The sequence below is a fragment of the Curtobacterium sp. NPDC089185 genome (assembly GCF_040685235.1).
Classification (GTDB): Bacteria; Actinomycetota; Actinomycetes; order Actinomycetales; family Microbacteriaceae; genus Curtobacterium; species Curtobacterium citri.
The window spans coordinates 101,786-124,626 of record NZ_JBFBHK010000001.1 but is presented as its reverse complement, the minus strand read 5'-3'; the positions used below and the strand labels follow the sequence as shown (position 1 = coordinate 124,626).

Annotated in this window: 17 protein-coding genes; 9 read left to right on the top strand and 8 right to left on the bottom strand. The window is 74.0% G+C overall.

Going from position 1 to position 22,841, the window contains the following annotated elements; genetic code table 11:
• Positions 1 to 15 precede the first annotated feature (15 nt).
• Genes AB0N84_RS00585 through AB0N84_RS00575 form a run of 3 tightly spaced genes read left to right on the top strand, consistent with a single transcriptional unit; the run spans position 16 to position 6,006 of the window.
• Positions 16 to 891, top strand: coding sequence for a hypothetical protein (locus tag AB0N84_RS00585; RefSeq protein WP_182047216.1), 876 nt, complete (start codon positions 16 to 18; stop codon positions 889 to 891).
• Between the two features lie 59 nt (positions 892 to 950).
• Positions 951 to 2,579, top strand: coding sequence for a DNA polymerase Y family protein (locus tag AB0N84_RS00580; protein ID WP_363543064.1), 1,629 nt, complete (start codon positions 951 to 953; stop codon positions 2,577 to 2,579).
• 10 nt (positions 2,580 to 2,589) lie between these two features.
• Positions 2,590 to 6,006 carry an error-prone DNA polymerase gene (locus AB0N84_RS00575; protein ID WP_363543062.1) on the top strand — a complete coding sequence of 1,139 codons (3,417 nt, stop codon included), beginning with the start codon at positions 2,590 to 2,592 and terminating at the stop codon, positions 6,004 to 6,006.
• 52 nt (positions 6,007 to 6,058) lie between these two features.
• Here AB0N84_RS00575 and AB0N84_RS00570 read toward each other — a convergent pair whose 3' ends face one another.
• Together AB0N84_RS00570 and AB0N84_RS00565 are read right to left on the bottom strand one after the other, a co-directional pair.
• Positions 6,059 to 7,663 carry a HAMP domain-containing sensor histidine kinase gene (locus AB0N84_RS00570; RefSeq protein WP_363543060.1) on the bottom strand — a complete coding sequence of 535 codons (1,605 nt, stop codon included), beginning with the start codon at positions 7,661 to 7,663 and terminating at the stop codon, positions 6,059 to 6,061.
• A complete protein-coding gene (locus tag AB0N84_RS00565; protein WP_069711481.1) occupies positions 7,660 to 8,337 on the bottom strand; it encodes a response regulator transcription factor in 678 nt (225 codons plus the stop codon). The genes AB0N84_RS00570 and AB0N84_RS00565 overlap by 4 nt, the downstream gene beginning before the upstream one ends.
• A gap of 263 nt (positions 8,338 to 8,600) precedes the next feature.
• On the opposite strand from AB0N84_RS00565, the gene AB0N84_RS00560 reads away from it, so the two are divergent.
• Complete coding sequence (locus AB0N84_RS00560) at positions 8,601 to 8,960, top strand: hypothetical protein (protein WP_363543058.1); 360 nt, start codon at positions 8,601 to 8,603, stop codon at positions 8,958 to 8,960.
• Positions 8,961 to 9,051: 91 nt separating this feature from the next.
• Here AB0N84_RS00560 and AB0N84_RS00555 read toward each other — a convergent pair whose 3' ends face one another.
• Positions 9,052 to 10,128, bottom strand: a complete 1,077-nt coding sequence (locus AB0N84_RS00555) for an aromatic acid exporter family protein (RefSeq protein WP_182047212.1) — start codon at positions 10,126 to 10,128, stop codon at positions 9,052 to 9,054.
• 80 nt (positions 10,129 to 10,208) lie between these two features.
• On the opposite strand from AB0N84_RS00555, the gene AB0N84_RS00550 reads away from it, so the two are divergent.
• Together AB0N84_RS00550 and AB0N84_RS00545 are read left to right on the top strand one after the other, a co-directional pair.
• Positions 10,209 to 11,453, top strand: a complete 1,245-nt coding sequence (locus AB0N84_RS00550) for an aminoglycoside phosphotransferase family protein (protein ID WP_069711479.1) — start codon at positions 10,209 to 10,211, stop codon at positions 11,451 to 11,453.
• Positions 11,454 to 11,995: 542 nt separating this feature from the next.
• Complete coding sequence (locus AB0N84_RS00545) at positions 11,996 to 14,122, top strand: DEAD/DEAH box helicase (protein WP_363543056.1); 2,127 nt, start codon at positions 11,996 to 11,998, stop codon at positions 14,120 to 14,122.
• Between the two features lie 121 nt (positions 14,123 to 14,243).
• On the opposite strand, the gene AB0N84_RS00540 is transcribed toward AB0N84_RS00545, so the two are convergent.
• Positions 14,244 to 14,516 (bottom strand): mycoredoxin, encoded by a 273-nt coding sequence (locus AB0N84_RS00540; protein ID WP_022902366.1) that lies wholly within the window; start codon positions 14,514 to 14,516, stop codon positions 14,244 to 14,246.
• 59 nt (positions 14,517 to 14,575) lie between these two features.
• Between AB0N84_RS00540 and AB0N84_RS00535 the strand changes: the two genes are divergently transcribed.
• Positions 14,576 to 16,108 carry a CYTH domain-containing protein gene (locus AB0N84_RS00535; protein WP_363543053.1) on the top strand — a complete coding sequence of 511 codons (1,533 nt, stop codon included), beginning with the start codon at positions 14,576 to 14,578 and terminating at the stop codon, positions 16,106 to 16,108.
• Between the two features lie 38 nt (positions 16,109 to 16,146).
• On the opposite strand, the gene AB0N84_RS00530 is transcribed toward AB0N84_RS00535, so the two are convergent.
• Together AB0N84_RS00530 and AB0N84_RS00525 are read right to left on the bottom strand one after the other, a co-directional pair.
• Positions 16,147 to 18,318: a S9 family peptidase gene (locus AB0N84_RS00530; protein WP_363543051.1), complete on the bottom strand. Its 2,172-nt coding sequence runs from the start codon at positions 18,316 to 18,318 to the stop codon at positions 16,147 to 16,149.
• The gene (locus AB0N84_RS00525; protein WP_363543049.1) at positions 18,315 to 19,559 is read right to left on the bottom strand and encodes a Fic family protein; all 1,245 of its coding nucleotides are present in this window, start codon (positions 19,557 to 19,559) and stop codon (positions 18,315 to 18,317) included. Before AB0N84_RS00525 ends, AB0N84_RS00530 begins: the two co-directional genes overlap by 4 nt.
• Positions 19,560 to 19,695: 136 nt before the next feature.
• Between AB0N84_RS00525 and AB0N84_RS00520 the strand changes: the two genes are divergently transcribed.
• On the top strand, positions 19,696 to 20,895 hold the full coding sequence (locus tag AB0N84_RS00520) for an amidohydrolase (RefSeq protein WP_289457608.1): 1,200 nt from the start codon (positions 19,696 to 19,698) through the stop codon (positions 20,893 to 20,895).
• 66 nt (positions 20,896 to 20,961) lie between these two features.
• On the opposite strand, the gene AB0N84_RS00515 is transcribed toward AB0N84_RS00520, so the two are convergent.
• On the bottom strand, positions 20,962 to 21,852 hold the full coding sequence (locus AB0N84_RS00515) for an aminodeoxychorismate lyase (RefSeq protein ID WP_182047206.1): 891 nt from the start codon (positions 21,850 to 21,852) through the stop codon (positions 20,962 to 20,964).
• A gap of 34 nt (positions 21,853 to 21,886) precedes the next feature.
• The gene (locus AB0N84_RS00510; RefSeq protein WP_182047205.1) at positions 21,887 to 22,237 is read right to left on the bottom strand and encodes a tryptophan synthase subunit alpha; all 351 of its coding nucleotides are present in this window, start codon (positions 22,235 to 22,237) and stop codon (positions 21,887 to 21,889) included.
• Between the two features lie 64 nt (positions 22,238 to 22,301).
• Here AB0N84_RS00510 and AB0N84_RS00505 point away from each other — a divergent pair, with 64 nt between their 5' ends.
• Positions 22,302 to 22,808: an 8-oxo-dGTP diphosphatase gene (locus AB0N84_RS00505; RefSeq protein ID WP_363543045.1), complete on the top strand. Its 507-nt coding sequence runs from the start codon at positions 22,302 to 22,304 to the stop codon at positions 22,806 to 22,808.
• Positions 22,809 to 22,841 lie beyond the last annotated feature (33 nt).

The window sequence follows — 22,841 nt, the reverse complement described above, 5'->3', positions numbered from 1 at the left end:
GACATCATCGAACACATGTTCGAATATGAGGGCATGCAGTCGGCGGCGGCACTCCTGTCGCCCGGGTCCGAGGGGACGTCCGGGCGGACCGGTCCTGCCCGGGCGGGCGCGGTGTCGCCGGCCTCCGCGCGGCCGACCCGGCGCGTGGACCACCTCGGTGACGCGCGGGCGGCGCTCGAGCGCATCACCGCGTTGCGCTCCAGGGTGTCCGAGATGGAGGCAACCCGCGTCGACGTCCAGGGGCTGCCCACCGCCGCGGCGCTGCAGTCCCTGCTGCCCGGCGGTGCGATCCGCGTCGGCGGGTCCTACGCGGTGCAGGAGTCGGTGCTCCTCGCGATGACCATGCTCCAGGCCGCGTCGGCCGAGGGTGCCTGGTGCGCCGTCGTCGGCGTGCCGTCCTTCGGGGTCGAGGCCGCCGCCGCGATGGGGATCGACCTCGAACGGCTCGTGCTCGTGCCCGACCCCGGGGACCAGTGGCTCACCGTGACGGCCGCACTCGCCGACGTCGCGCAGATCGTCCTCACCCGACCGCTCGGCCGCGTGGTGCCCGGCGACGTCTCGCGGCTCGCCGCTCGGCTGCGGCAGCGCGGCGGGGCGCTCGTCGCGCTGGGGTCCTGGCCCGGTGCCGACGTCACGCTGCGGGTGACGGAGTCGGTGTGGAGCGGGATCGGGGACGGCCACGGGCACCTGGCGGAGCGCCGGGCGACCGTGACGGCCTCGGGGCGGGCGGGAGCGGGACGGCCGGTCAGCGCCGACCTGCTCCTGCCGGCGGCCGACGGCGCGGTTCGTCCCGCGGTCGTCGGTGCGGTCGGGGCTGCCGGATCTGTCGGTGCTGCCGGTGCTGCCGGGTCGTCGTCGCCCGTGCTGCGTCCCGTCGCGGTGGCGTCGTGAGTCCCCGCGGGCGCTCGCGGGCGACCGCGCCGCGGGTGGCGGCACGGTCGAGCGCCGCCGTGCCCGGTGCCGTGTCCGTGCGGGCCGATGCGCTGGCGCGCGGTGGAGCACTGCCGGAGCCGCCGCCCACCCGCACGATCGTGCTCTGGTGCCCGGACTGGCCCGTGATCGCGGCGGCCCGTGCGGCGGGCTCGCCACCGGACCACCCGTTCGCCCTGGTGGCGAAGGGGACGGTGTTCGCCAGCTCGGCCAGCGCCCGGCAGCAGGGCGTGGTGCGCGGGCTCCGCGTGCGGGAGGCCCAGGCGCGCTGTCCCGAGCTCGTGGTGGAGCCCTACGACGACGCCCTCGACCACCGGGCGTTCGAACCGGTCATCCGGGCGATCGAGGAAGCCGTCCCCGGGGTCGAGGTCCTGCGGCCCGGCACGGTCGCCCTGCGCTCCCGGGGGCCGGCCCGGTACTACGGCGGCGAGCGTGCGGCTGCGGCGACCCTCGCCGGCATCGCCGCCGACCACGGCGCCCCCGGGGTGCGGGCCGGGGTGGCGGACACGCCGTTCGCGGCGGAGCAGGCGGCGCGTGCCCGTCCCGTGCGCCCGGGCGAGCGGGTGCGGATCGTGCCGGTCGGCGGGTCGGCGCCGTTCCTGGCAGACCTGCCGCTCGGCGTGCTCGGCGACCCCGACCTGGCGACGGTGCTCGGGCGGCTGGGCCTCGGCACCCTCGGCGACTTCGCCGCGCTCGGCGACGAGCAGGTGCGTGACCGGTTCGGCGTCGCCGGGGCGTTCCTGCACCGGCTCGCGGGCGGCCGTGACCCGCGCGAGGTCACGTCGCGTGCGGTCCCGCCGGAGCTCCAGGTCGAGGCGTCCTTCGAACCGCCGCTCGACCGCGCCGACCAGGTGGCGTTCGCCTTCCGGCGGTCGGCGGACGACTTCGCCGCCCGGCTGCGATCGGCGGGTCTCGTCGCCACCACCATCCGGGTCGGCATCGTCGACGAGCGCGACCTGCTGCTCGAACGGACCTGGGTGCACCCGCGGTGGTTCGACGCCGCCGACGTGGTCGACCGGGTCCGGTGGCAGCTCGCCGGCGGGGTGGACCCCACGGGGCTCGAGGCACCCGTCGTCCAGGTCGTGCTCGAACCGGTCGCGGTCGACGACGCGGCGAACCACGAGCGCGGGCTCTGGGGCACCGGACCCGACGAACGGGTGCACCACGCCCTCGCCCGTGTGCAGGGACTCGTCGGGCACGAGGGCGTGGTCACCCCGCGGATCGGCGGCGGGCGCACCCTGGCCGAACGCGTCGTGCTCGTCCCGTGGGGCGACGCCCCCGTGGGCGGCGAGCGTGCGCTGGCGACCGTCCGGGACCGACCGTGGCCCGGCCGGCTCCCCGGACCGCCGCCCGCCACCGTGCTCGAGCGGCCCCGACCGGTGGACGTGGTCGCCGCCGACGGTGAGACCGTGGACGTCGACGACCGCGGTGCGCTGACCGGTGCGCCCGAGCGCTTCCGGGCCGAGGGGGAGCGCGGCGGACGGTTCGCCCCGGTGACCGCGTGGGCGGGCCCGTGGCCGCTCGTCGTGCGCTGGTGGGAGTCCGGCGGCCGGCGCCTGCACCGGCTGCAGCTGGTCGACGGTGACGGCCGTGCCTGGTACCTGGTGCTCGCCGACCACCGCTGGTGGGCCGAGGCGGTCGCGACGTGAGGGAGCACTGATGGGCTACAGCAACCCCCCGATCCCGTGGTCGGAGTTCGAGCGAGCGCTGTCCGACAAGCGTCCGGACAGCGCGCACGCCGGCGACGGCGGGGACAGTCCGGCCTGGTCGCGGAAGCGCTCCCGGTACGTCCCGCCGCCCTCGGCGTCCGACGACGACGTCCCGGTCGTGCCGTACGCCGAGCTGCACGCGCACTCGACCTTCAGCTTCCTCGACGGTGCGAGCGGTCCGGAGCACCTGGTCGAGGAGGCAGCGCGCCTGCACCTGCACGGCCTGGCGCTCACCGACCACGACGGCTTCTACGGGGCCGCCCGGATGGCCGAGGTCGCCGAGGCGTACCCGACCGTCGCCACCGTGTACGGCACCGAGCTGTCGCTCGGGCTGACCGAACCGCAGAACGGTGTGCCCGACCCCGAGGGCACGCACCTGCTGCTGCTCGCCGACGGCCAGGACGGCTACCACCGGTTGGCGGCGGCGGTCACCCGGGCGCACCTCGCCGCCGGTGCCGAGAAGGGGCGGCCGCAGTACGACCTCGACGAGCTCGCAGCACAGGCGGACGGGCACTGGCGGGTGCTCACGGGCTGCCGCAAGGGCACCGTGCGCCGGGCCCTCGAGCAGGGCGGCGAGTCCGCCGCCGACGAGGCCCTGCGGGCCCTGCTCGACCGGTTCGGCACGGCCGGGGTCGTCGTCGAGCTCACCGACCAGGGCGAGCCGCTCGACAGCGCGCGGAACGACGTGCTCGCAGCCCTCGCGGCACAGCACGGACTGCCCGTCGTCGCGACCGGGAACGTGCACTACGCGACACCCGACCGGTTCCCGGTGGCGACCGCGCTGGCAGCCGTGCGGGCGCGGCGGAGCCTCGACGAGATCGACGGCTGGCTGCCGGCCGCGCCGACCGCCCACCTGCGGTCGGGGGCCGAGATGGCCCGGCGGTTCGCGCGGTGGCCCGGGGCTGTGGAGACGAGCGTCGAGCTGGCCGACGAGCTCGGCTTCCGGCTGCGGACCGCGAAGCCCGGGCTGCCCGACGTCGAGGTCCCCGAGGGACACACCACGATGTCGTGGCTCCGCGAGCTCACCTGGCGCGGGGCACGGCGGTTCTACCCGGGCAGCGCGGACGGCGTCGACCCGCAGAAGCGCGAGCGCATCGAGCGGGAGCTCTCCGTCATCGCGGACAAGGACTTCCCGGGGTACTTCCTGATCGTGCGGGACATGGTGCAGTACGCCCGCGACCGCGGCATCCTCTGCCAGGGGCGTGGGTCGGCGGCGAACTCGGCGGTCTGCTACCTGCTCGAGATCACCGCGGTCGACTCGATCCGGTACGGACTGCCGTTCGAGCGGTTCCTGTCGGCGATGCGCGACGAGGAGCCCGACATCGACGTCGACTTCGACTCGGACCGCCGTGAGGAGGTCATCCAGTACGTCTACGAGAAGTACGGACGGTTCAACGCCGCCCAGGTCGCGAACGTCATCACCTACCGGCCGAAGGGCGCCGTGCGCGACATGGCGAAGGCGCTCGGGCACAGCCCGGGGCAGCAGGACGCCTGGTCGAAGCAGGTCGAGCGCTGGGGGTCGGTCACCGAGAGCCAGGACCACGACATCCCGGACACGGTGGTCGACATGGCGCAGCAGGTGCTCGGGTTCCCGCGGCACCTCGGCATCCACTCCGGCGGCATGGTGCTCACCGACCGACCGGTGGGTGAGGTCGTGCCGATCGAGCACGCCCGGATGGACGGCCGGACCGTGCTGCAGTGGGACAAGGACGACTGCGCGTACATGGGGCTCGTGAAGTTCGACATGCTCGGGCTCGGGATGCTCGCGGCGCTGCAGTACTCGTTCGACCTGGCCGACGAGCACTGCGGGGAGCGCTGGGACATGCACTCCATCCCGAAGGAGGAGCAGGGCGTCTACGACCAGCTGTGCCGCGCGGACACGATCGGGGTGTTCCAGGTCGAGTCCCGTGCGCAGATGGGGACGTTGCCGCGCCTGCTGCCCCGACGGTTCTACGACCTGGTGATCGAGGTCGCCCTGGTGCGCCCCGGGCCGATCCAGGGCGGGGCCGTGCACCCGTACATCCGGCGTCGGACCGGCGAGGAGCCCATCACCTACATCCACCCCTCCTTGGAGCCCGTGCTCGAGCGGACGCTGGGGGTGCCGCTGTTCCAGGAGCAGCTCATGCAGATGGCGATCGCGGTCGGCGGGTGCTCCGGCGACGACGCCGACCTGCTCCGCCGCGCGATGGGGTCGAAGCGGGGGCACGAGAAGATCGAGCGGCTCCGCGAGAAGCTCTACGCGGGGATGGCGTCGAACGACATCCACGGCGCGGACGCGGACGCGATCTACGCGAAGATCCAGGCGTTCGCGAACTTCGGGTTCGCGGAGAGCCACTCGATCAGCTTCGCGCTCATCGTCTACGCGAGCGCGTGGATGCGCCTGCACTACCCGGGGGCGTTCCTGGCGGCGCTGCTCCGGGCGCAGCCGATGGGGTTCTACTCGCCGCAGACGCTGGTGGCCGACGCCCGGCGGCACGGCGTGCGCGTGCTCCGGCCGGACGTCCTGCGCTCGGGTGTCGACGCGACGCTCGAACCGCTCGACGAGCACGACGGAGCCGTGCACCACGGTGCCGACGCGTGCCTGGCCGAGGAACAGCCCCCGGTGCTGCCGTTCGACGGCTCGCGGCCGGACGACACCGCCGAGCACCGCCGCGACGGGGCCTTCGCGGTCCGCCTCGGACTCGCCGAGGTCGCCTCGCTCGGCCGCCGGAGTGCCGAGGCGATCGTCGCCGAGCGGGAGGCCCACGGGCCGTTCACCGACATGTCCGACCTCGCCCGGCGGGTCCGCCTGACGACGGCGCAGCTCGAGGCCCTCGCGGCGGCGGACGCGTTCGCCGGACTCGGGATCGACCGGCGGAGCGGCATGTGGTCCGCCGCCCAGGCCGCGGCGGAGCGTCCCGACCAGCTGCCGGACACGCAGGTGACGGTGCAGCCGCCGCTGTTCGGGCAGATGACGAGCGGGGACGTCCTCATCGCCGACATGTGGTCGACGGGCATGTCGACCGACGACCACCCCGTGCGACACGCCCGCCCGCGGCTGGACGCCCGAGGGGTGCTGAGCGTGCTGGACACGGCCACGGCCGAGACCGGGCGTCGCGTCGAGGTCGGCGGGATCGTCACCCACCGGCAGCGTCCGGCGACGGCGTCGGGGATCACGTTCCTCAACGTCGAGGACGAGACCGGGTTGGTGAACGTCATCTGCAGCGTCGGCGTGTGGGGACGGTACCGACGGGTGGCGCGGGAGTCGCCGGCGGTGGTGGTCCGGGGGATCCTCGAGCGGTCGCCCGACGGTGTGGTGAACCTGGTGGCCGACCAGATCGAGCACCTGCCGCTGGGGGTGCGGACGCGGTCGCGGGACTTCCAGTGACCGCCGCGGGCGGCGGTGGCGGTGCCGACGGCTGACGGTGCGCGGGTGCCGGTCAGGCGGTGGTCTGCGGAGGCACCACGGGTACCCGGACGGTGACCTCGAGCCCACCGGAACGCACGTTGCGGAGGGAGGCCGTGCCTCCCGACCGTTCCGCGATGGCGCGCACGATCGCGAGCCCGAGGCCGGAGCCGCCCGGCAGCGGGACCCCGCCCGTCGCCGGGTCCGGGTCGCGGCGTGACGTCCGCGCCTCGTCGGGGCGCGTGAACCGGTCGAAGGCGACCGGGATGAACGACTCCGGCACCCCGGGGCCGTCGTCGGTGACCTGCAGGACGCCCTCGGCCCCCTCGACGCGCCAGGACACGAACACGCCACCCCCGCGGGGGAGTGCCGCGACCGCGTTGCTCGCGGTGTTCGTCACGAGCTGCGCCATGCCGCCGGTGTCCAACCGGAAGCGCGGCTCGCCCGCGTCCGTCCCGTCGCCACCGGGGACCGCGCCGTCGGATCGGTCCGACGACGCGTCCGAGCGCGGGGCCGCGACCGGTGCACCGTGCGGCTCGGACGAACCGGCCGGGCTCGTGGGTCCGGGCGGCTCGAGGTCGAAGTCCACCGTGATGTCCTTCGCCGACGCGATGAGCCGCACGCGGTCGACGGCGGCCATGACCTCGTCACCGAGGTCGCTCCACGTGGTCGTCGGCTGCGGTCCGCCGTCCTGTTCGCGTCGCTCCGAGTCCTCGATCCTGGAGAGCGTCAGCAGGTCGTTCGCGAGTCGGGACAGCCGGGCCACACTGCGCTTGGCGCGGTCGATGTGGGCCGCGAGCGCCGCGGCGTCGTCGCCGTCGAGTGACGCGAGGTCGAGCTGCGTGGTGAGGATGGCGAGCGGGGTGCGGAGCTCGTGGCTGGCGTCCGACACCATCTGTCGTTCGCGCTCGGTGGCCTGCCGCGTCCGGGCGAGGAAGGCGTTCAGCGTGGTGGCGAGCGAGGCGAGCTCGTCCTGGGCCGGACCGACCGGGAGCTCGGCTCGCTCGGGGGCGACCGAGAGCCGCTCGGCCTCGCGGCGCATCCGGTTCACCGGGCGCAAGGCGGCAGTGGCGAGGATCCACGAGGCGACACCGAAGGCGATGAGGATCGCGAGTCCGGTGAGCGACAGGGTGGTGGTGAGGTCGTCGACGACGATCGCCTCGGCCTGGGAGTTGCGGGCGGCGACGACCGTCCAGCGGCCGGCCTGGTTGACCGGGTGCTCGATGACCACGCGGTACTCGGAGCCGGACACGTCGATGACCGAGGCACCGGCCTGGGTGCTGGTCAGGCTGCCGAGGGCGCGCTCGACCCGGGGCGGCATCGTCGACAGGCGGATCTGTCCCGACGGGGCGACGACGGCGACGAGCTGGGCGTTGCCGGGTGCGGACAGGTCGGGATCGCTGTCCACCTCGAGCGTCGCCACGTACGGGTCGACGTCGGCGTCGAGGAGCGTCCTCGTGGCGCTCGCGACGACGCTGACGACCTGGAAGCGCATGACGAGCACGAGCAGGACGATGACGACCGCCGCGATCGCGGTCGAACCGATCGTGATCCGCGAGCGGAGCGACAGGTTCCGCAGCGGACGGGGCAGCCCGTGTCGGGGTCCGGGACTCCCGGGGGTCGGCGCCGTGTCGGTCACGCCCCGAGCAGGTCGAGGCGGTACCCGCGACCCCGCACGGTCGAGATGGCGACGGTCGCCTCGTGCGACGTCAGCTTCTTGCGGAGGTACGAGATGTACTGCTCGACGACGTTCGGGTCGACGTGCTGCGAGCCGTCCCAGACCTCCTCGAGGATCTTCGGGCGGTCGACGACGGAGCCGACGGAGCGGGCGAGGAGCCGCAGGAGCGCGAACTCGGTCGGGCTCACGGCGACGCGCTGCCCCTTGATGGAGATGCGGCGGGCCTCGGAGTCGATCGCGACGTCGCCGACCTCGATCGTGCGCTGGCCGGCGGTCGACTCACGGCGACCGAGGGCCCGGAGCCGGGCGGTGAGCTCGGCGAAGGCGAAGGGCTTCGTCAGGTAGTCGTCGGCGCCGGCGTCGAGGCCGAACACGCGGTCGTCCACGGCGTCGCGCGCGGTCACGAGCAGGATGCGGACCGGGTCCTCGCGCTCGCGGATGCGTCGCGCGAGCTCGAAGCCGGACATGCCGGGCATCATGACGTCGACGACCGCGAGATCGAAGGCCTGCTCGCCGAGGGCGATGAGCGCCTCGACCCCGTTCTCGACCGCGGTGACGCGGTACCCCTCTGCTGCGAGTCCCCGCTCCATGAGCGCACGCATCTCGTCGTCGTCCTCGACCACCAACAGGCGCATGATCGACCTCCTCGGACCCCATCGTGGCAGGGAACGGGCGGTTCGGGGCCGTCGGACCTCCGAAGTCGCTGAATCTCGTCTCAGTGACCCCGCGGGCACCGGGCTGCCGAGCGGCGCCCGGACGACGGGGCTGCCGTGCCGGTGTCACCCGGCCGGGGGCAGGACGGTGCGTCCCGTGGAGTGGGGAGTGATACCGAGCGGTACTCGTTGCTAGGCTCCGGACCGGACACGGCGTACCCGACGCGGTGTCCGTGGGGGGAACCGTGCACGACCGATCAGACCACGCCGACACGCCAGCGCAGCACCACCCGGCCGTCGAACGCCTGCTGGCCGAGCTCGACGCCGCGCGCGTCGGCATCGTCGTCCTCGACGAGCTCGACGCCCCGCGGCGCGAGCGTGTCGTCGCCGAGCTCCGCACCGCGGTGCCGGACCTGGCGAGCCGGGCCGCGCACGAGGCCGGAGCGGAGCACGTCGTCGCGACCATCCGTGCCGTGGCCGGTCACGTTCCGGACGGTGTCGGGCCTGCAGGGGCCGCGACCGGGCTGTGGGAGGACATCGTGCACACGGCGGTCGAGGCAGCCCGGGCGGTCGGACGTCCGGAGCCCGTCACCCTGGTCCGCTGACCGCAGCGACGCAGCGACGCAGCGACGCAGCGACGCAGCGACGCAGCAGCGACGCAGCGACCAGGCGACCCAGCGGAGCGTCCTGCCGCCGTCAGTCGTCCTCGCCGAGCAGCTCCTCGCGCACGCGTCGGATGTCCTCGAGCAGCGCCCCGATGAGCACCCAGTGCCGCGAGTTCGGGCGGACGACCGCGAGCGGCGCCGTGAGCGCCGGCTCCACCGCGTCCGTGTCGTCCCGCTCCGCGCCCACGAAGCCGTCGTGCTCCGCGTGGTGCAACCGCGTCGCCTCGACGCGTGCGCTCAGCGCCCGGACGTCCGCTCCGATCCGGGCGACCTCGGTCGCGATGCTGCCGACGACGGGGTCCGAGCGCAGGTCCGGCGCCGTGTTGTCGCGGACGGCGCGCGTCATGCCGGTCACCCGCGTCACGAGGACCCGCAGGTGTTCGGCGACGGCGACGTCCCGCTCGAGGATCGTCCGGTGCCGACCGCCCCGCGGGTTCATCGTCAGCGACTCGCCGGCGGCCGTGAGGGAGGCCTCGGCGCGGGCGTGCTGCTGCCGGAGCGCACGGGCCTGCAGGAGTGCCTCGTGCCACCGGTCGGCGTCCCACCCCTCGGTGAGCCCGATCGCGATCCGTTCGAACGCGGCCGCGGTGTCGCGGGCGAGTCGGGCGACCGCCAGGTGTGCCGGTTCGAGGAGCACGGGCGGCACGACGACCGCGTTGACCACGAGCGCGACGACCGCGCCGATCACCGTCTCGAGGATGCGGTCGGCCGAGTAGTTCGGCGTGACAACGCCCGCGGTGAGCACGAGCATGCCGCTGATGCCCACCTGGGTCGCCGACGTCGGGGTGAGCCGGAGCGCCCAGCTGAGCAGGATCGCGAGCACGATGACGACGAGCACGACCCAGACAGCGTCGCCGAACAGCAGGTGGAACCCGGTGGCCAGCACGACGCCGAGCACCACCCCGGCGCTCCGCTCCAACCCCTTCACGAAGGACTGGTTGATGCTCGGTTGCACGACGAGCAGCGCCGCGATCGCGGCGAAGGTCGGGAACGGTCCGTCGACGAGCACCCGGCAGAGCAGCACCGCCGCGACCACCGCCACCGCGGTCTTCACGACCTGCAGGAACGGCGTGCGGCTGGAACTGCGGAGGCGCGCGACCGGGTTCACGACGACCACGCTAGCCACGAGCCGCACGCCGAGCCGTGCACGATGGCGACGAAAGCACGTCCGCACGGTTGACTGGTCCCGTGTGGCCCAACCATGAGCGCGTCATCCCGCAGGCCTTCGCCGGCTCCGGGACCTCGGTGGTCGCCGCACGCGCGCACTCCGTCGAACCGTCGGGCAACGGCTACCTCTACGGGTACGAGGTCGACACGGTGGACCGGGCCGGCCAGCGCGCCACCGTCCTGACCTACGTCGACACCGGCGGCGCCCACGACCAGAACAGCGCCATCGTCACCGATCCCGCGACCGGCGAGCCCGTGTCCGTGTGGGCGTACCCGAACGACCCCGGCCTGCCCGTGCTGCCGCAGGTCACCTACCGTGACGCCGTGGCCGAGCTCCTGGCCGGCCTCGGCATGCCCGTCACCGACCCGGTGCTCTCCGTCGCGGCCTACCGCCCGGGCAAGCGGGCGGTCGTCCGCGTCGACGCCCCGGAGCGCACCCTCTTCCTCAAGATCGTGCGACCGCACCGGGTCGCTCCGATCGTCGAGTCCCACGAGCAGTTCACCGCCGCCGGGCTGCCGGTGCCGCGGGTGCTGTCGAGCCGCGGGGACGGCCTGCTCGTGCTCGAGCGGATCCGCGGGGTGCCGGCCGGCAGCCGCATCACCGAGATCGCCGACGACCCGCGCTTCGTCGCCTCGCTCGCGGCGCTCACCGGGCGGATCGCGACCGTGCCGATGACGCAGCAGGCACGCGCCGACGCGATGGACCACGCCGACTGGCACCGTCGCACGCTGGTCACCGCGCTGCCGCAGGACGCCGCCGAGATCGACGCGCTCTACGACGCGATCGGCCGCCGCTCGGTCGGCTGGGGGAGCGCGACGAAGCAGGTCGTGCACGGGGACCTGCACCTCGAGCAGGTCTTCGTCGACGAGGACGAGCCGTGGCGCATCTCGGGCCTGCTCGACATCGACACCGCCGGGTGGGGCTTCCCGGTCCGCGACATCGGCGCCGTGGTGGCGCACCTCGTCGTCACGGGACTCTGGCACCGGTCGCGCGGCGACGCCGAGCGCGGTGCGGCCGCGGAGCGCCTCGCCGATGCCGTGGCGCGCGACTGGGTCGCGCGGAACCCCGGCGAAGCGGACCGCATCGGTCCGGCGATCGGCGCGCAGCTCCTCGCGCACGCGGGCGGACAGGCGACGACCGGTTCGGCGAACGGGATCGAGACCGCGCAGCACCTGCTGACGGCGACGCGGGCGGCGCTCGCCGAGGCGTCGCCGGTCGTGCCGTCGGACGGCACGCTCCGCCCGCGGTCCGCGCCGCAGGCCTGACCGCACCGCACCGCCCCGCATCGCACCGCACCGCCGCGTCCCGTCGGGCGTGCACCGCGCCGGACGGGAGGCACGCGGCGGCGTCGACCCGTGCCTCCCGTCCGACGCCCGGTCACCGTCGAGAGCCGCCCGCGCGACCGCGCACCGGGGCCGGCCGGTGGTCGCGACGCGCGCGGGTCCCGTGGACTCGCCTCCGTCGGTCGTCGGGGAGTAAACTGTGCATGCACGCACCGTGTCGTCACGTGCCGCGTCGATTCCGGACGCGACAGTCGGTCGCTTGACCGACGTGGGGACCGGATCCGTGGATGCCCGACGGGCACCACGTGCGTGCGACGGCGCCGGATCCCGGCGCGGACCGTCGTGCCGGACACCCTCGGGGTGCGGGCGCGGGCGGACCGCGGGACTCCACCGGACGTCCTGTGACGGGACCGGCGAACGAGCGGGCCAGGGTGGCCCGTGGGCCGGAGCCGCGCCAGGCGCCGGTCGATGACTTCCCGCCGAGACGGCGGCTCGCCCGGACACGGGCGGAACAAGGAGGAGCGTTGGCTCGATCAGGCACCCGGCGAGCAGCCGGCGGGACGCGGACCGCGTCGCGCCGCACCCGGCCGCTCGACAACGACGGCGTCATCCCCGTCCTCGCCCGCGCCGTGCGCGAGGTCGAGGCGGCGGCGCAGCGTGGACCGCTCAAGGCGTCGAACCGGTCGAAGTTCCAGGCCGTCGCGCTGCTCATGCGCGAGGAGCGTGCGCGGGTCAAGGCCGACCCGGAGCTCTCCGACGCGCAGCGCGCCGAGCAGCTCAAGCGGCTCGACGGGGTCGCGACGATCCTGGCGAAGACCGCGGCGCGCGACACGAGCGTCATCCAGCTGCTCACCGAGGAGGCCTCGGTCGGCGAGGCGACCCGGACCGCGAAGCGCGACATGATGATCGCCGGCGGCATGGAGCTGCAGCCGGAGGACCTCGTGATCGCCGCCGAGCCGTCGCCGGTCGTCGAGACGCCGGTGCGCTCGGTGCTGCCACAGGCGGTCGTGCAGCGCCAGCTCGCGAACCCGTTCCTCGCGCCGGACTTCGCCCTCGCCGACCAGCCGGTCGCGCACCCGCGGCGCCTGGCGAACTGGGAGCTGTTCGGTCCGCTCTTCAAGTCGTTCGAGTACGGCGCCGGCGGGGGAGCGGCCTCGATGCCGCTGCCCGAGCCGTCGTCGCTGCACTCGCGGTCCGGCACCACGCTCATGAAGCACCAGGCGGAGCTCGTGGCGGCCGCCTCCCAGGGGCACCGCTCGTTCCTGCTCGCCGACGAACCGGGCCTCGGCAAGACCGCGCAGTCCCTGCTCGCCGCCGACGCCGCGAACGCGTTCCCGCTGCTCGTCGTCGTGCCGAACGTCGTGAAGACGAACTGGGCGCGCGAGGCCGCCCGCTGGGTGCCGAACCGGACCGCGACCGTCATCCACGGCGACGGTGACGACCTGGACGGCTTCGCCGACATCGTCATCGTCAACTACGAGATCCTCGACCGGCACGCCGGCTGGCTCGGGAACTTCGGGTTCCGCGGCATGGTCGTCGACGAGGCGCACTTCATCAAGAACAAGGAGTCGCAGCGCTCCCGGTTCGTGCTGCAGCTCGCCGAGAAGATCCGCTCGCGGGTGTCGTCGCCGCTGCTCATGGCGCTGACCGGGACGCCGCTGATCAACTCCGTCGAGGACTTCCGCACCATCTGGGAGTTCCTCGGCTGGATCGACGACAAGAAGCCGCGCGCGAAGCTCATGAACGAGCTCGAGGAGATCGGGCTGACCCCGGCCGACCCCGGGTTCTTCGTCGAGGCGCGCAAGGCCGTCATCGACCAGGGCATCGTCCGCCGCCGCAAGGTGGACGTCGCCGCGGACATCCCCGCCCGACGCATCGCCGACATCCCGGTCGAGCTCGACGGGGAAGAGGGCCGGTCGATCCGCGACGCCGAGCGCGAGCTCACCGCGAAGCTCGTGCGCCGCTACCACCAGGCGCTCGACGCCCGCACCGGGCAGGACCCGGTCGTCGGCATCGACCACAAGCTCGTCCGCCAGGTCGCGCGGTGGGAGCTCGAGGACCAGGACGCCTCGTCGACCGGCGAGAACGTGTTCTCGATGGTCCGACGCATCGGTCGCGCGAAGGCGCAGCTCGCGGCGGACTACGCGGCGCAGCTCGCCTCGAACGTCGGCAAGGTCGTGTTCTTCGCGAAGCACCTCGACGTGATGGACCAGGCCGAGGAGGTCTTCGCCCGTCGGCACCTGAAGACCGCCACGATCCGCGGCGACCAGACGCCGGCGCAGCGCACGGCCGAGATCGACTCGTTCGTGAACGACCCCGACGTGGCCGTCATCGTCTGCTCGCTCACCGCGGCGGGCGTCGGCCTCAACCTGCAGGTGGCGTCCAACGTCGTGCTCGCCGAGCTGTCCTGGACGAGCGCCGAGCAGACCCAGGCGATCGACCGCGTGCACCGCATCGGGCAGGAGGAGCCCGTCACCGCGTGGCGCATCATCGCCGCGCAGACGATCGACACCAAGATCGCCGAGCTCATCGACTCGAAGGCGTCCCTGGCCGCCCGCGCGCTCGACGGCTCGGACGAGGAGGTCGCCGACTCGGGCGACATCCAGCTCGACGCGATGGTGGCGCTGCTCGAGGACGCGCTGGCGCGCTGACGCGGGGCGCTGGCGCCTCACACGCGGTGTCGAACCACGAAACCGACATTGAACCGGGGCTCGCGCCTGGTTCGATGTCGGTTTCGTGGTTCGTCAGGGCCAGCCGGCCCCGCGCCGCGCCTCAGACGCGCGACTGCACCTCGGCCAACGAGGGGTTCGTCGCCGTGCTCCCGTCCGGGAACACCAGCGTCGGCACGGTCTGGTTGCCGCCGTTCACCTCGGCGACGAGCTCGGCCGTCCCCGGGGTCTGCTCGATGTCGACCTCGCGGAAGGGGACACCGGCCTTCGTCATCTGGTTCTTCAGCCGGGCGCAGTAGCCGCACCAGCTCGTGGTGAACATCGTGACGCCGCCGGCCTCGGGCACGAACGCGTCGCGGGTGATCGTCTCGCTCATGTCCACAGGCTAACCCCGCCGGTTCGGGGAACCCCGGACGCCCTGGTAGACAGGAGCGTGTGACGGACACCCACCTCGAGATCGAGCGCACCTACGACCTGCCCGAGGGCGACGACCTCCCCGACCTGGTCGGGATCGGCAGCATCGCCCGCACCGAGCACGAGGAACCGTTCGTCCTCGACGCCACCTACTGGGACACCGAGCGGTACGACCTCGTGGCGTCCCGTGTCACCGTCCGGCGCCGGACGGGCGGCCACGACGCCGGGTGGCACATCAAGCGCTCCGCGTCGGACACCGTCCGCCACGAGCAGCACTTCCCCCTGACCGAGGACGCCGACACCGTGCCGGACGAGGTCCTCGGCGCGCTCTTCACCGAGCGGCGCGGACGCGGCCTGCGCCCCGTCGTGCGCATCACGACCACGCGGACGGTCACCCGGCTGCTCGACGAGGACGACGAGCAGGTCGCCGAGCTCGCGGACGACGCCGTCGTCGCGCAGCGCCTCGACGACGCGGCACCGGCGACCCCCCGGACGTGGCGCGAGGTCGAGGTCGAGACGGTCGGCGACGTCGACGAACAGGTCGCGCACGAGCTCTTCGCCTCGCTCGACGGACGGTTCGCTGCCGTCGGTGCCGCGCCGGCAGCGGTCGCGTCGAAGCTGGCGCGGGGGCTCGAGGGTGCGCCGGCGGCACGCCTCCGCACCGCCGACAAGCCCGTGAAGGGCACCGCGGCCCGTGCGCTCACGAAGCGGTTGCGCAAGCTGCGGACGGCACTCCTCGGCCAGGAGGCCGTGCTCCGCGCCGGCGGGTCGGCCGACCTCCGCGGGACGGCCCGGACCGCCCTCGGCATCGCCGCCGTCCTGTCGGCCTACCGTCCGGCGTTCCCCGACACCGCCGCGGCCGACCGCGCCGCCGAGGCGGCGGACGCCCTGGCGGCCGTCACCGCCCGTGCCGCGCTCGCAGAGCACCTCGTGGAGCGCCTGCCCTACGCGTCGTCACCGGCCCAGGACCTGCTCGTCGACGCCATGACCCGCGAGCGGATCCTCGCCGCGACCCGGGAGCGCCGCTCCGTCGCGGTGGGCGAGGTCACGGCCTTCCTGCACGGTGAGCCGTACCTCGAGCTGCTCGACGCCCTCGACGACGCGGTCGAACGGCCCGCACCGACCGCGTGGGCGCTGCGGTCGCCGAAGCACGTGGCGCAGGACGTGTCGGCGGTCGAGAAGCCGCGCGTCCGTGAGCTCGTGCGACAGGCCGTCGCGGACGACGACGAGAGCGTCGGGCTCGTCGACCGCGAGGCGTCGGAGCGCACCGCGACCGAGGAGGCCTGGCGCGCGGCCACCCGGGCCCGCGCGGCGATGGACGTGCTCGGCGACGACGCCTTCCCGCACGCGCTGTGGACGCGCACCGGGGACGCGGCCGACGTGCTGACCGAGCGGGTGCGCTCGTTGCACGCGCTCGACGTCCTGCGGGTGCACGCGGGGATCGCCGAGCGCGGTGGGGAGGGGACGTTCGGGTACGGCGTGCTCGCGGGTGACCGCGTCCGCCTGGCCGAGGAGTCCTACGACCAGGCGGTGCACGCGCTCAACCGCGTCTGAGTGGCCGGGCCGGGACGCGTCGTCCCGGCCCGCGGACCTCAGCCGGCGGCGATCGGCCGGGCCGAAGCCGCCGCCGGGTTCACGTCGGCGAGACCGAGCACGTCGAGCAGCCAGGCCAGTTCGAACGCCCGCTCCCGCCACGAGTCGTAGCGGCCGCTCACGCCGCCGTGCCCCGCGGCCATCTCGGTCTTGAGCAGCACCGGGGCACCGACCTCGCGGAGCCTGGCGGTCCACTTCGCCGGCTCGACGTAGAGCACCCGCGTGTCGTTGATGGACGTGACCGCGAGGATCCGCGGGTACTGCACGCCCTCGCGGACGTTCTCGTACGGCGAGTACTCGCTCATGTACCGGTAGACCTCGGGGTCGTGGAGCGGGTCGCCCCACTCGTCCCACTCGATCACCGTCAGGGGCAGGTCCGGGTCGAGGATGCTCGTCAGCGCGTCGACGAACGGCACCGCGGCGAGGATGCCCGCGAAGCGTTCCGGCGCCAGGTTCGCCACGGCGCCCATGAGCAGGCCGCCGGCGCTGCCGCCCTCTGCCACGAGCCGGTCGGCGCTCGTGCGACCGGACTCGACGAGGTGCTCGGCGACCGCCACGAAGTCGGTGAAGGTGTTCTTCTTGGTGAGGGTCTTGCCGTCCTCGTACCAGTGCCGCCCCATCTCGCCACCACCACGCACGTGTGCCACCGCGAAGACGACCCCGCGGTCGAGCATCGACAGGCGCATCACGCTGAAGCCCGGGTCGATCGAGTGCTCGTACGAGCCGTACCCGTACAGGTGCAGGGGGGCCGGCTCGTCGGCGTCCACGGCGTCCCGTCGCCACACGAGCGAGATCGGCACCTTCGTGCCGTCGGGCGCGGTCGCCCAGTCCCGCTCCTGCACGTAGTCGTCCGGGTCGTAGCCGCCGAGGACCGGCTGGCGCTTCAGGACCGTCACCTCGCCGGTGGCCAGGTCCAGGTCGCTCACCTCGGACGGGGTGACGAACGAGGTGTACCCGATGCGGAGGGTCGGCTGGTCCCACTCGGGGTTGCCGCCGAGTCCGGCCGAGAAGAGCGCCTCGTCGAAGGGGACCTCCTGGGCGTCGCCGTACCCGTCGCCCTCGATCGGGATGATCGCGACGCGGGGGAGTGCCTCCGACCGGTACTCGAGCGCGAGGTGTCCGGCGAAGGCGTCCACGGACTCGATCCGACGCTCGGGGTGGTGCGCGACGACCACGCGGCGGTCGTGCTCGTCGGTCGGGTCGTCGGCGGGCACGTCGACGAGCTCGAAGTTCTCGGCACCGTCGTTGTGCAGCACCAGGAAGCGGTCGCTCCCGCCCACGACGGCGTGCTCGATCTCGTACTCGACGCCCTCGCGCCGCGGCCACACGACGCGGAACTCGCCGGTCGGGTCGGCGGCGTCGAGCACCAGGGCCTCGGACGTGATCTTCGATCCGAGCTCGATGACGATGTACTGCGACGACCGGGTGACCCCGACGCCGACCCAGTACCGGTCGTCCGGCTCATCGAAGACGACCACGTCGTCCGCCGCGGCGGTGCCGACGGTGTGCCGCCAGATGCGGTCCGGACGCCAGGACTCGTCGACGGTCGGGTAGAACACGAAGCGTCCGGACGGGTCGAAGGTCGCACCGGCGCCGGTGTTCGGGATCTCGTCGCCGAGCTCGGTGCCGTCGGTGAGGTCGCGAACGTGCAGCGTGTACCGCTCGTCGCCCTCGACGTCGACGCCGTACACGAGCCGCGTGCCGTCGTCGCTGATGTCGTAGCTGCCGAGCGAGAAGAAGTCGTGGCCCTCGGCGAGGGCGTTGCCGTCGAGGACGACCTCCTCGCCCGGCAGGGCCGCGCCGTCCTCGTCGACGGCGGGCGGGGTCCAGTCGTCCGGACCGGCGATCGGGGCGCGGCAGTGCACGCCGTACTGGCTGCCCTCGGCCGTGCGGGTGAAGTACCACCAGCCGCCCGTCCGGACCGGCACGGAGAGGTCCGTCTCCTGCACGCGGTCCTTCACCTCGGCGAAGATCCGGTCCCGCAGGGCGTCCAGGTGCCCGGTCTGCGCGTCGGTGTACGCGTTCTCGGCCTCCAGGTACGCCAGGGTGTCCGGTGACTCCTTGTCCCGGAGCCACTCGTAGTCGTCGACGAAGTCGATGCCGTGGTGGGTCCGCGTGACGGGCCGCTTGGCGGCGGTCGGCGGGGTGACCTGGACGTGCTCGCTGCTCACCCCGCCACCCTACGTGCACGGGCCTCGACGCCGTCCCGCACGCGCTCGGTGAACGCGTCGAGCTCGGCCACCACGGCGGGGGCGACCCAGGCGCGCCGGGAGCGGCGGGTCGTGACCGGGCGGAGCACGCCGGCGCGACAGAGGTCGGCGACCGTGTCGTCGAGCACGGCAGGTGGCAGGTCCGCGCGAGGGTTCCCGAGCAGGTCCGCGGCGTGTTCCTCGGTCAGCACGGCGTCCTGCTCGAGTGCGCGCCCCAGGACCGCGTGCGGGCCGGTCGCGCACGTGGTCGCCGCACGGTCACGCGCGACCTCGTCGAGGAGCAGGCCGGTGACGACCCCCTCGTCGGACACCGTCCCGACCGCGATCGCCAGGTCGCGCACCCACCCGTCGACCGCCCCGTCGCGGTACCGGGCCAGGTGGGCGAAGTACCGGTCGCGTTCGGCGACCAGGACGGTGGCGACCGGTGCACTCACCGTCCGGGTACAGCCCCGTCGGCGCAGCACCGCGGCCACGAGCGCACGCCCCGTCCGCCCGTTGCCGTCGGTGAACGGGTGGATCGACTCGAACTGGGCGTGCGCGATCGCCGCCTGTGCCACGGGGTGCAGGTCGTCGCGCTCGAGGAACGCGAACAGGTCGGCCATGAGCGCCGGCACGAGCTCGGGCGGGGGCGGCACGTGGTCGGCGTCCCGCGGGGTGCGGCCGCCGCCGATCCAGTTCTGCACCGCGCGGTAGCGGCCGGCGTACCGGCCGTCGACCGGGTCGTGCCGCATGAGCCGGCGGTGCGCGTCGAGCAGCGTCGTCTCGTCGAGTCGGCCGTCACCCGCGTCCGCGACGAGGCGCTCGAGTGCGTCACCGGCGTGCACCACCGCCGAGGCGCTCGGGTTCGCCCGTGACCCGACGAGGGCCCGCGCGACGTCGTCGACCCCGGCGGACTCGTGCTCGATGCGCGAGGTCGCCACGGCGTCGGTCCGGGCGAGCAGCCGGTGCAGCGGGCCGGCGCCGTCCGTGCGGTCCAGGGCGGACAGGGCGTCGAGACTCCGGTCGAGCAGTGCCTCGGTGCCCTCGTCGGGTTCCCACCGGGCACCCGCGATCGAGGGCGGGACGGACACCCGCACGGTCGTGGTCGTCCGGGTGGCCCGGTCGCCCCGGACACTGCTCCGCCACGGGCGGTCCTCGGTCCGGTGCGCCGGCCATGCAGGGGGTGCTGCGGACGAGCGGGAACGGCGACGGGCGTGGGTCACGGCACCTCCTGGGTCGTGGTCGTCCCCGGACGGTACGACTCGGCAGCCCACGGGCGCCAGCGATCCGCATGTCGCATGCAGACCCGCGATCCGCGATCCGCGTGGCGCCTGCCCGCAGCGGACGTAGCGTGGTGGCATGACCAACTCCTTCGTCGTCACCGGTGCCCACGTCGTCCCCGTCACCGCCCCCGCGTTCGACGGCGGCGCCGTCGTCGTCGAGGACGGCCGTGTCACCGCGGTCGGCCCCGACGTGACCCCGCCGCCCGGGCTGCCCGTCGTCGACGCCGCGGGCGCCTGGCTCGTCCCCGGCTTCGTCGAGGCGCACGGCCACGTCGGCATCCACGAGGAGGCGAACGGCTGGGCGGGCAACGACACGAACGAGATGACGGACCCGAACACGGCCGCCGTCCGGGCGATCGACGCCGTCGACATCGACGACGAGGGCTTCCGCGACGCCCTGTCCGGCGGCATCACGAGCATCGTGGTGAAGCCCGGCTCCGGCAACCCGATCGGCGGACAGACCGTCGCGATCAAGACCTGGGGCGGGCGCACGATCGACGAGCAGCTCATCTCCGACGCGGTCAGCGTGAAGAGCGCCCTCGGCGAGAACCCGAAGCGCGTGTACGGCGAGAAGGGCAAGACCCCCTCGACGCGCCTCGGTGTCGCGAAGGTCATCCGCGAGGCCTTCGTCGCCGCGCAGGACTACCGTGCCGCCCGCGACGCCGCCGCCGCGAAGGGGGAGCCCTTCACCCGCGACCTGACGAAGGAGACGCTCGTCCGCGTGCTCGACGGCGAGCTCGCCTGGGACCAGCACGTGCACCGGCACGACGACATCGCGACCGCGCTGCGCCTCGCCGACGAGTTCGGCTACCGGCTCGTCGTCAACCACGGCACCGAGGCGCACAAGATCGCCGACCTGCTCGCCGAGCGCGACGTCCCGGTCATCTACGGCCCGCTGTTCACGAGCCGCTCGAAGGTGGAGCTGCGCGACCGCGGGATCCCGAACCTCGCGCGGCTCGCCGCCGCGGGGGTGCGCGTCGCGATCACCACCGACGCACCGGTCGTCCCGATCAACATGCTCGTCGACCAGGCCACCGCCGCCGTCAAGGAGGGCCTGCCGTGGCAGACCGCCCTCGAGGCGCTCACCGTGAACCCGGCGGACTTCCTCGGCTTCGGCGACCGCGTCGGTCGCATCGAGCCGGGCTTCGACGCCGACCTGGTGCTCTGGGACGGCGACCCGCTGGCGGCGACCAGTCGCGCGACGCGCGTCTGGATCGACGGCGCGTCCGTCTACCAGTGGGCCGACGGGACGGGCGTCACCACCCCGCGCTGGTGACCCGACGACGGCCTGGAGGCGTCCGGCGAGCCCGCCACGCGCCTCCAGGCCGTCCCGGGGTACCGGCTACTGCTCGCGGGAGAGCAGGAAGTCGTTGATCCGCTCGGTCATCGGCAGGTCCATCCCGCGCGCGACACCGTTCACCGAGCGGATCGGCGCGGCCTGGCGGACGCTCGACAGCAGCCAGAGCGCGTCCGCCGCCTCGAGGTCGGCGAGCGTCAGGAGCTCGTACGACGTCGCGATGCCCTCCGCCTCGGCGAAGCGGAAGACGTCGGCCTGCGTCGTGCCGGCGAGGATGCCGATGTCCGTGCGCGGCGTGACGAGGCGCCCCCCGATCGAGGCGACGAGGTTCGCGCGGGTGCCCTCGAGGACGTAGCCGTCCGTCGAGACGAACAGCGCGTCGTCGGCCCCGCGCCGCTCGGCCTCGCGCAGTGCCGCCATGTTCACGGCGTACGACAGTGTCTTGGCACCCTGCAGCAGCCACGGCGAGGTGCGCTCGACGTCGTGCCGGTAGCCGCGGTCGAGCGTCACGACCGCGATGCCCTCGGTGCGGGCGGGGGTCTGGTCGCCCGACGGTGCCGCGTACACCCAGCCCGTCGGACGCCCGGAGCCCTCGACGCCACGGGTCATGACGGTCTTCGCGAACGCCTCGTGCACCGGGTCGAGTCGGGCGCAGACGGCCTCGATGGCCTGCCGCCACGTGTCGACGTCCGGCTCCGGCAGGTCGAGCATCGCGGCGCTCCGGACGAACCGTGCCAGGTGCGGCTCGAGCGCCTGCGGTCGGCCGTCGACGACCGTGATCGTCTCGAAGACGCCGTCGCCGCGGATCGCGCCGAGGTCCTGCACCTGGAGGTGCTCCTCGAGCGGTTCCACCCAGGTGTACGCGTCGGCCGAGGGGTCGTGCGGGTCGGCGTGCCGCGAGGGCTGGTTGAGGACGGCGAGGACGGTGTCGGTCATGCCCCCATCCAACCGCAGCCGGCGTCCGTGCGGGTCAGCCGGCCCCGGGCAGCGCGCCCATGAGCTTCCACACCGCGGGCGTCAGCTCCGGGTGCAGCAGGGCGATGCGGCGCAGGCGGTGGTACTCCTCGCCGAGCTCGGTGCCCTGCCCGGACGCCGGGTGCCCGGCCCAGTGCGCGCTCCGCTGCCCGATCGCGGCGTCGAGCTCGACCGCCTCGGCCCGGAGGATGAGCACGACCTGCTCGTCGACGGTCGGCAGCGTCGGCATGAACTCCCACGGGTCCTCGCCCGCGCGGCTCCGGTGCTCGACGAGCACCGCGATCTCCTCGGCGGCCTCGGCGCGCAGCACTTCGAGGCTGCGCCCGGTCCTGCGGGGCTCAGCCATGGTGCCCCCGCAGCACGCGTGCCATGAGGAGAGCGTACGACAGATCGTCCGACAGACTGGACGCGTGACCGAGCGCGACGAGAGCAAGTCCCAGCACGCCCCGGTGGTCGTCGTCTACCTGCTGCGCGACGGCGTCGCGGGGCCGGAGGTGCTGCTCGGCGAGAAGCGTCGTGGCCTGGGGACCGGGCGGCTCGTCGGCCCCGGTGGGAAGCGGGAGCCGGGCGAGCCGCCGGTGGCGGCCGCCGTGCGGGAGGTCCGGGAGGAGGTCGGCCTGCGGCTCGACCCCACCGACCTGGAGGCGCGTGGCACGTTGGACTACCGGTTCCCGTACCGCCCGTCCTGGTCCCAGGTCTCGGACGTGTTCGTCTGCCGCCGCTGGCAGGGGAGCCCGACGGGCAGCGACGAGCTGGAGCCGCGGTGGATCCCCGTCGACGCGGTGCCGTACGACGCGATGTGGGACGACGCGCGCTTCTGGCTGCCCGGCGTGCTCGCCGGGGGGACGGTGGACGCGCGGTTCACCTTCGCCGCGGACGACGCGACGGTGTCGGGCTTCAGCGGTCGCGGGGTCTGACCCGGCGCCCGTTCAGCCCGACGGGCGCGTCCG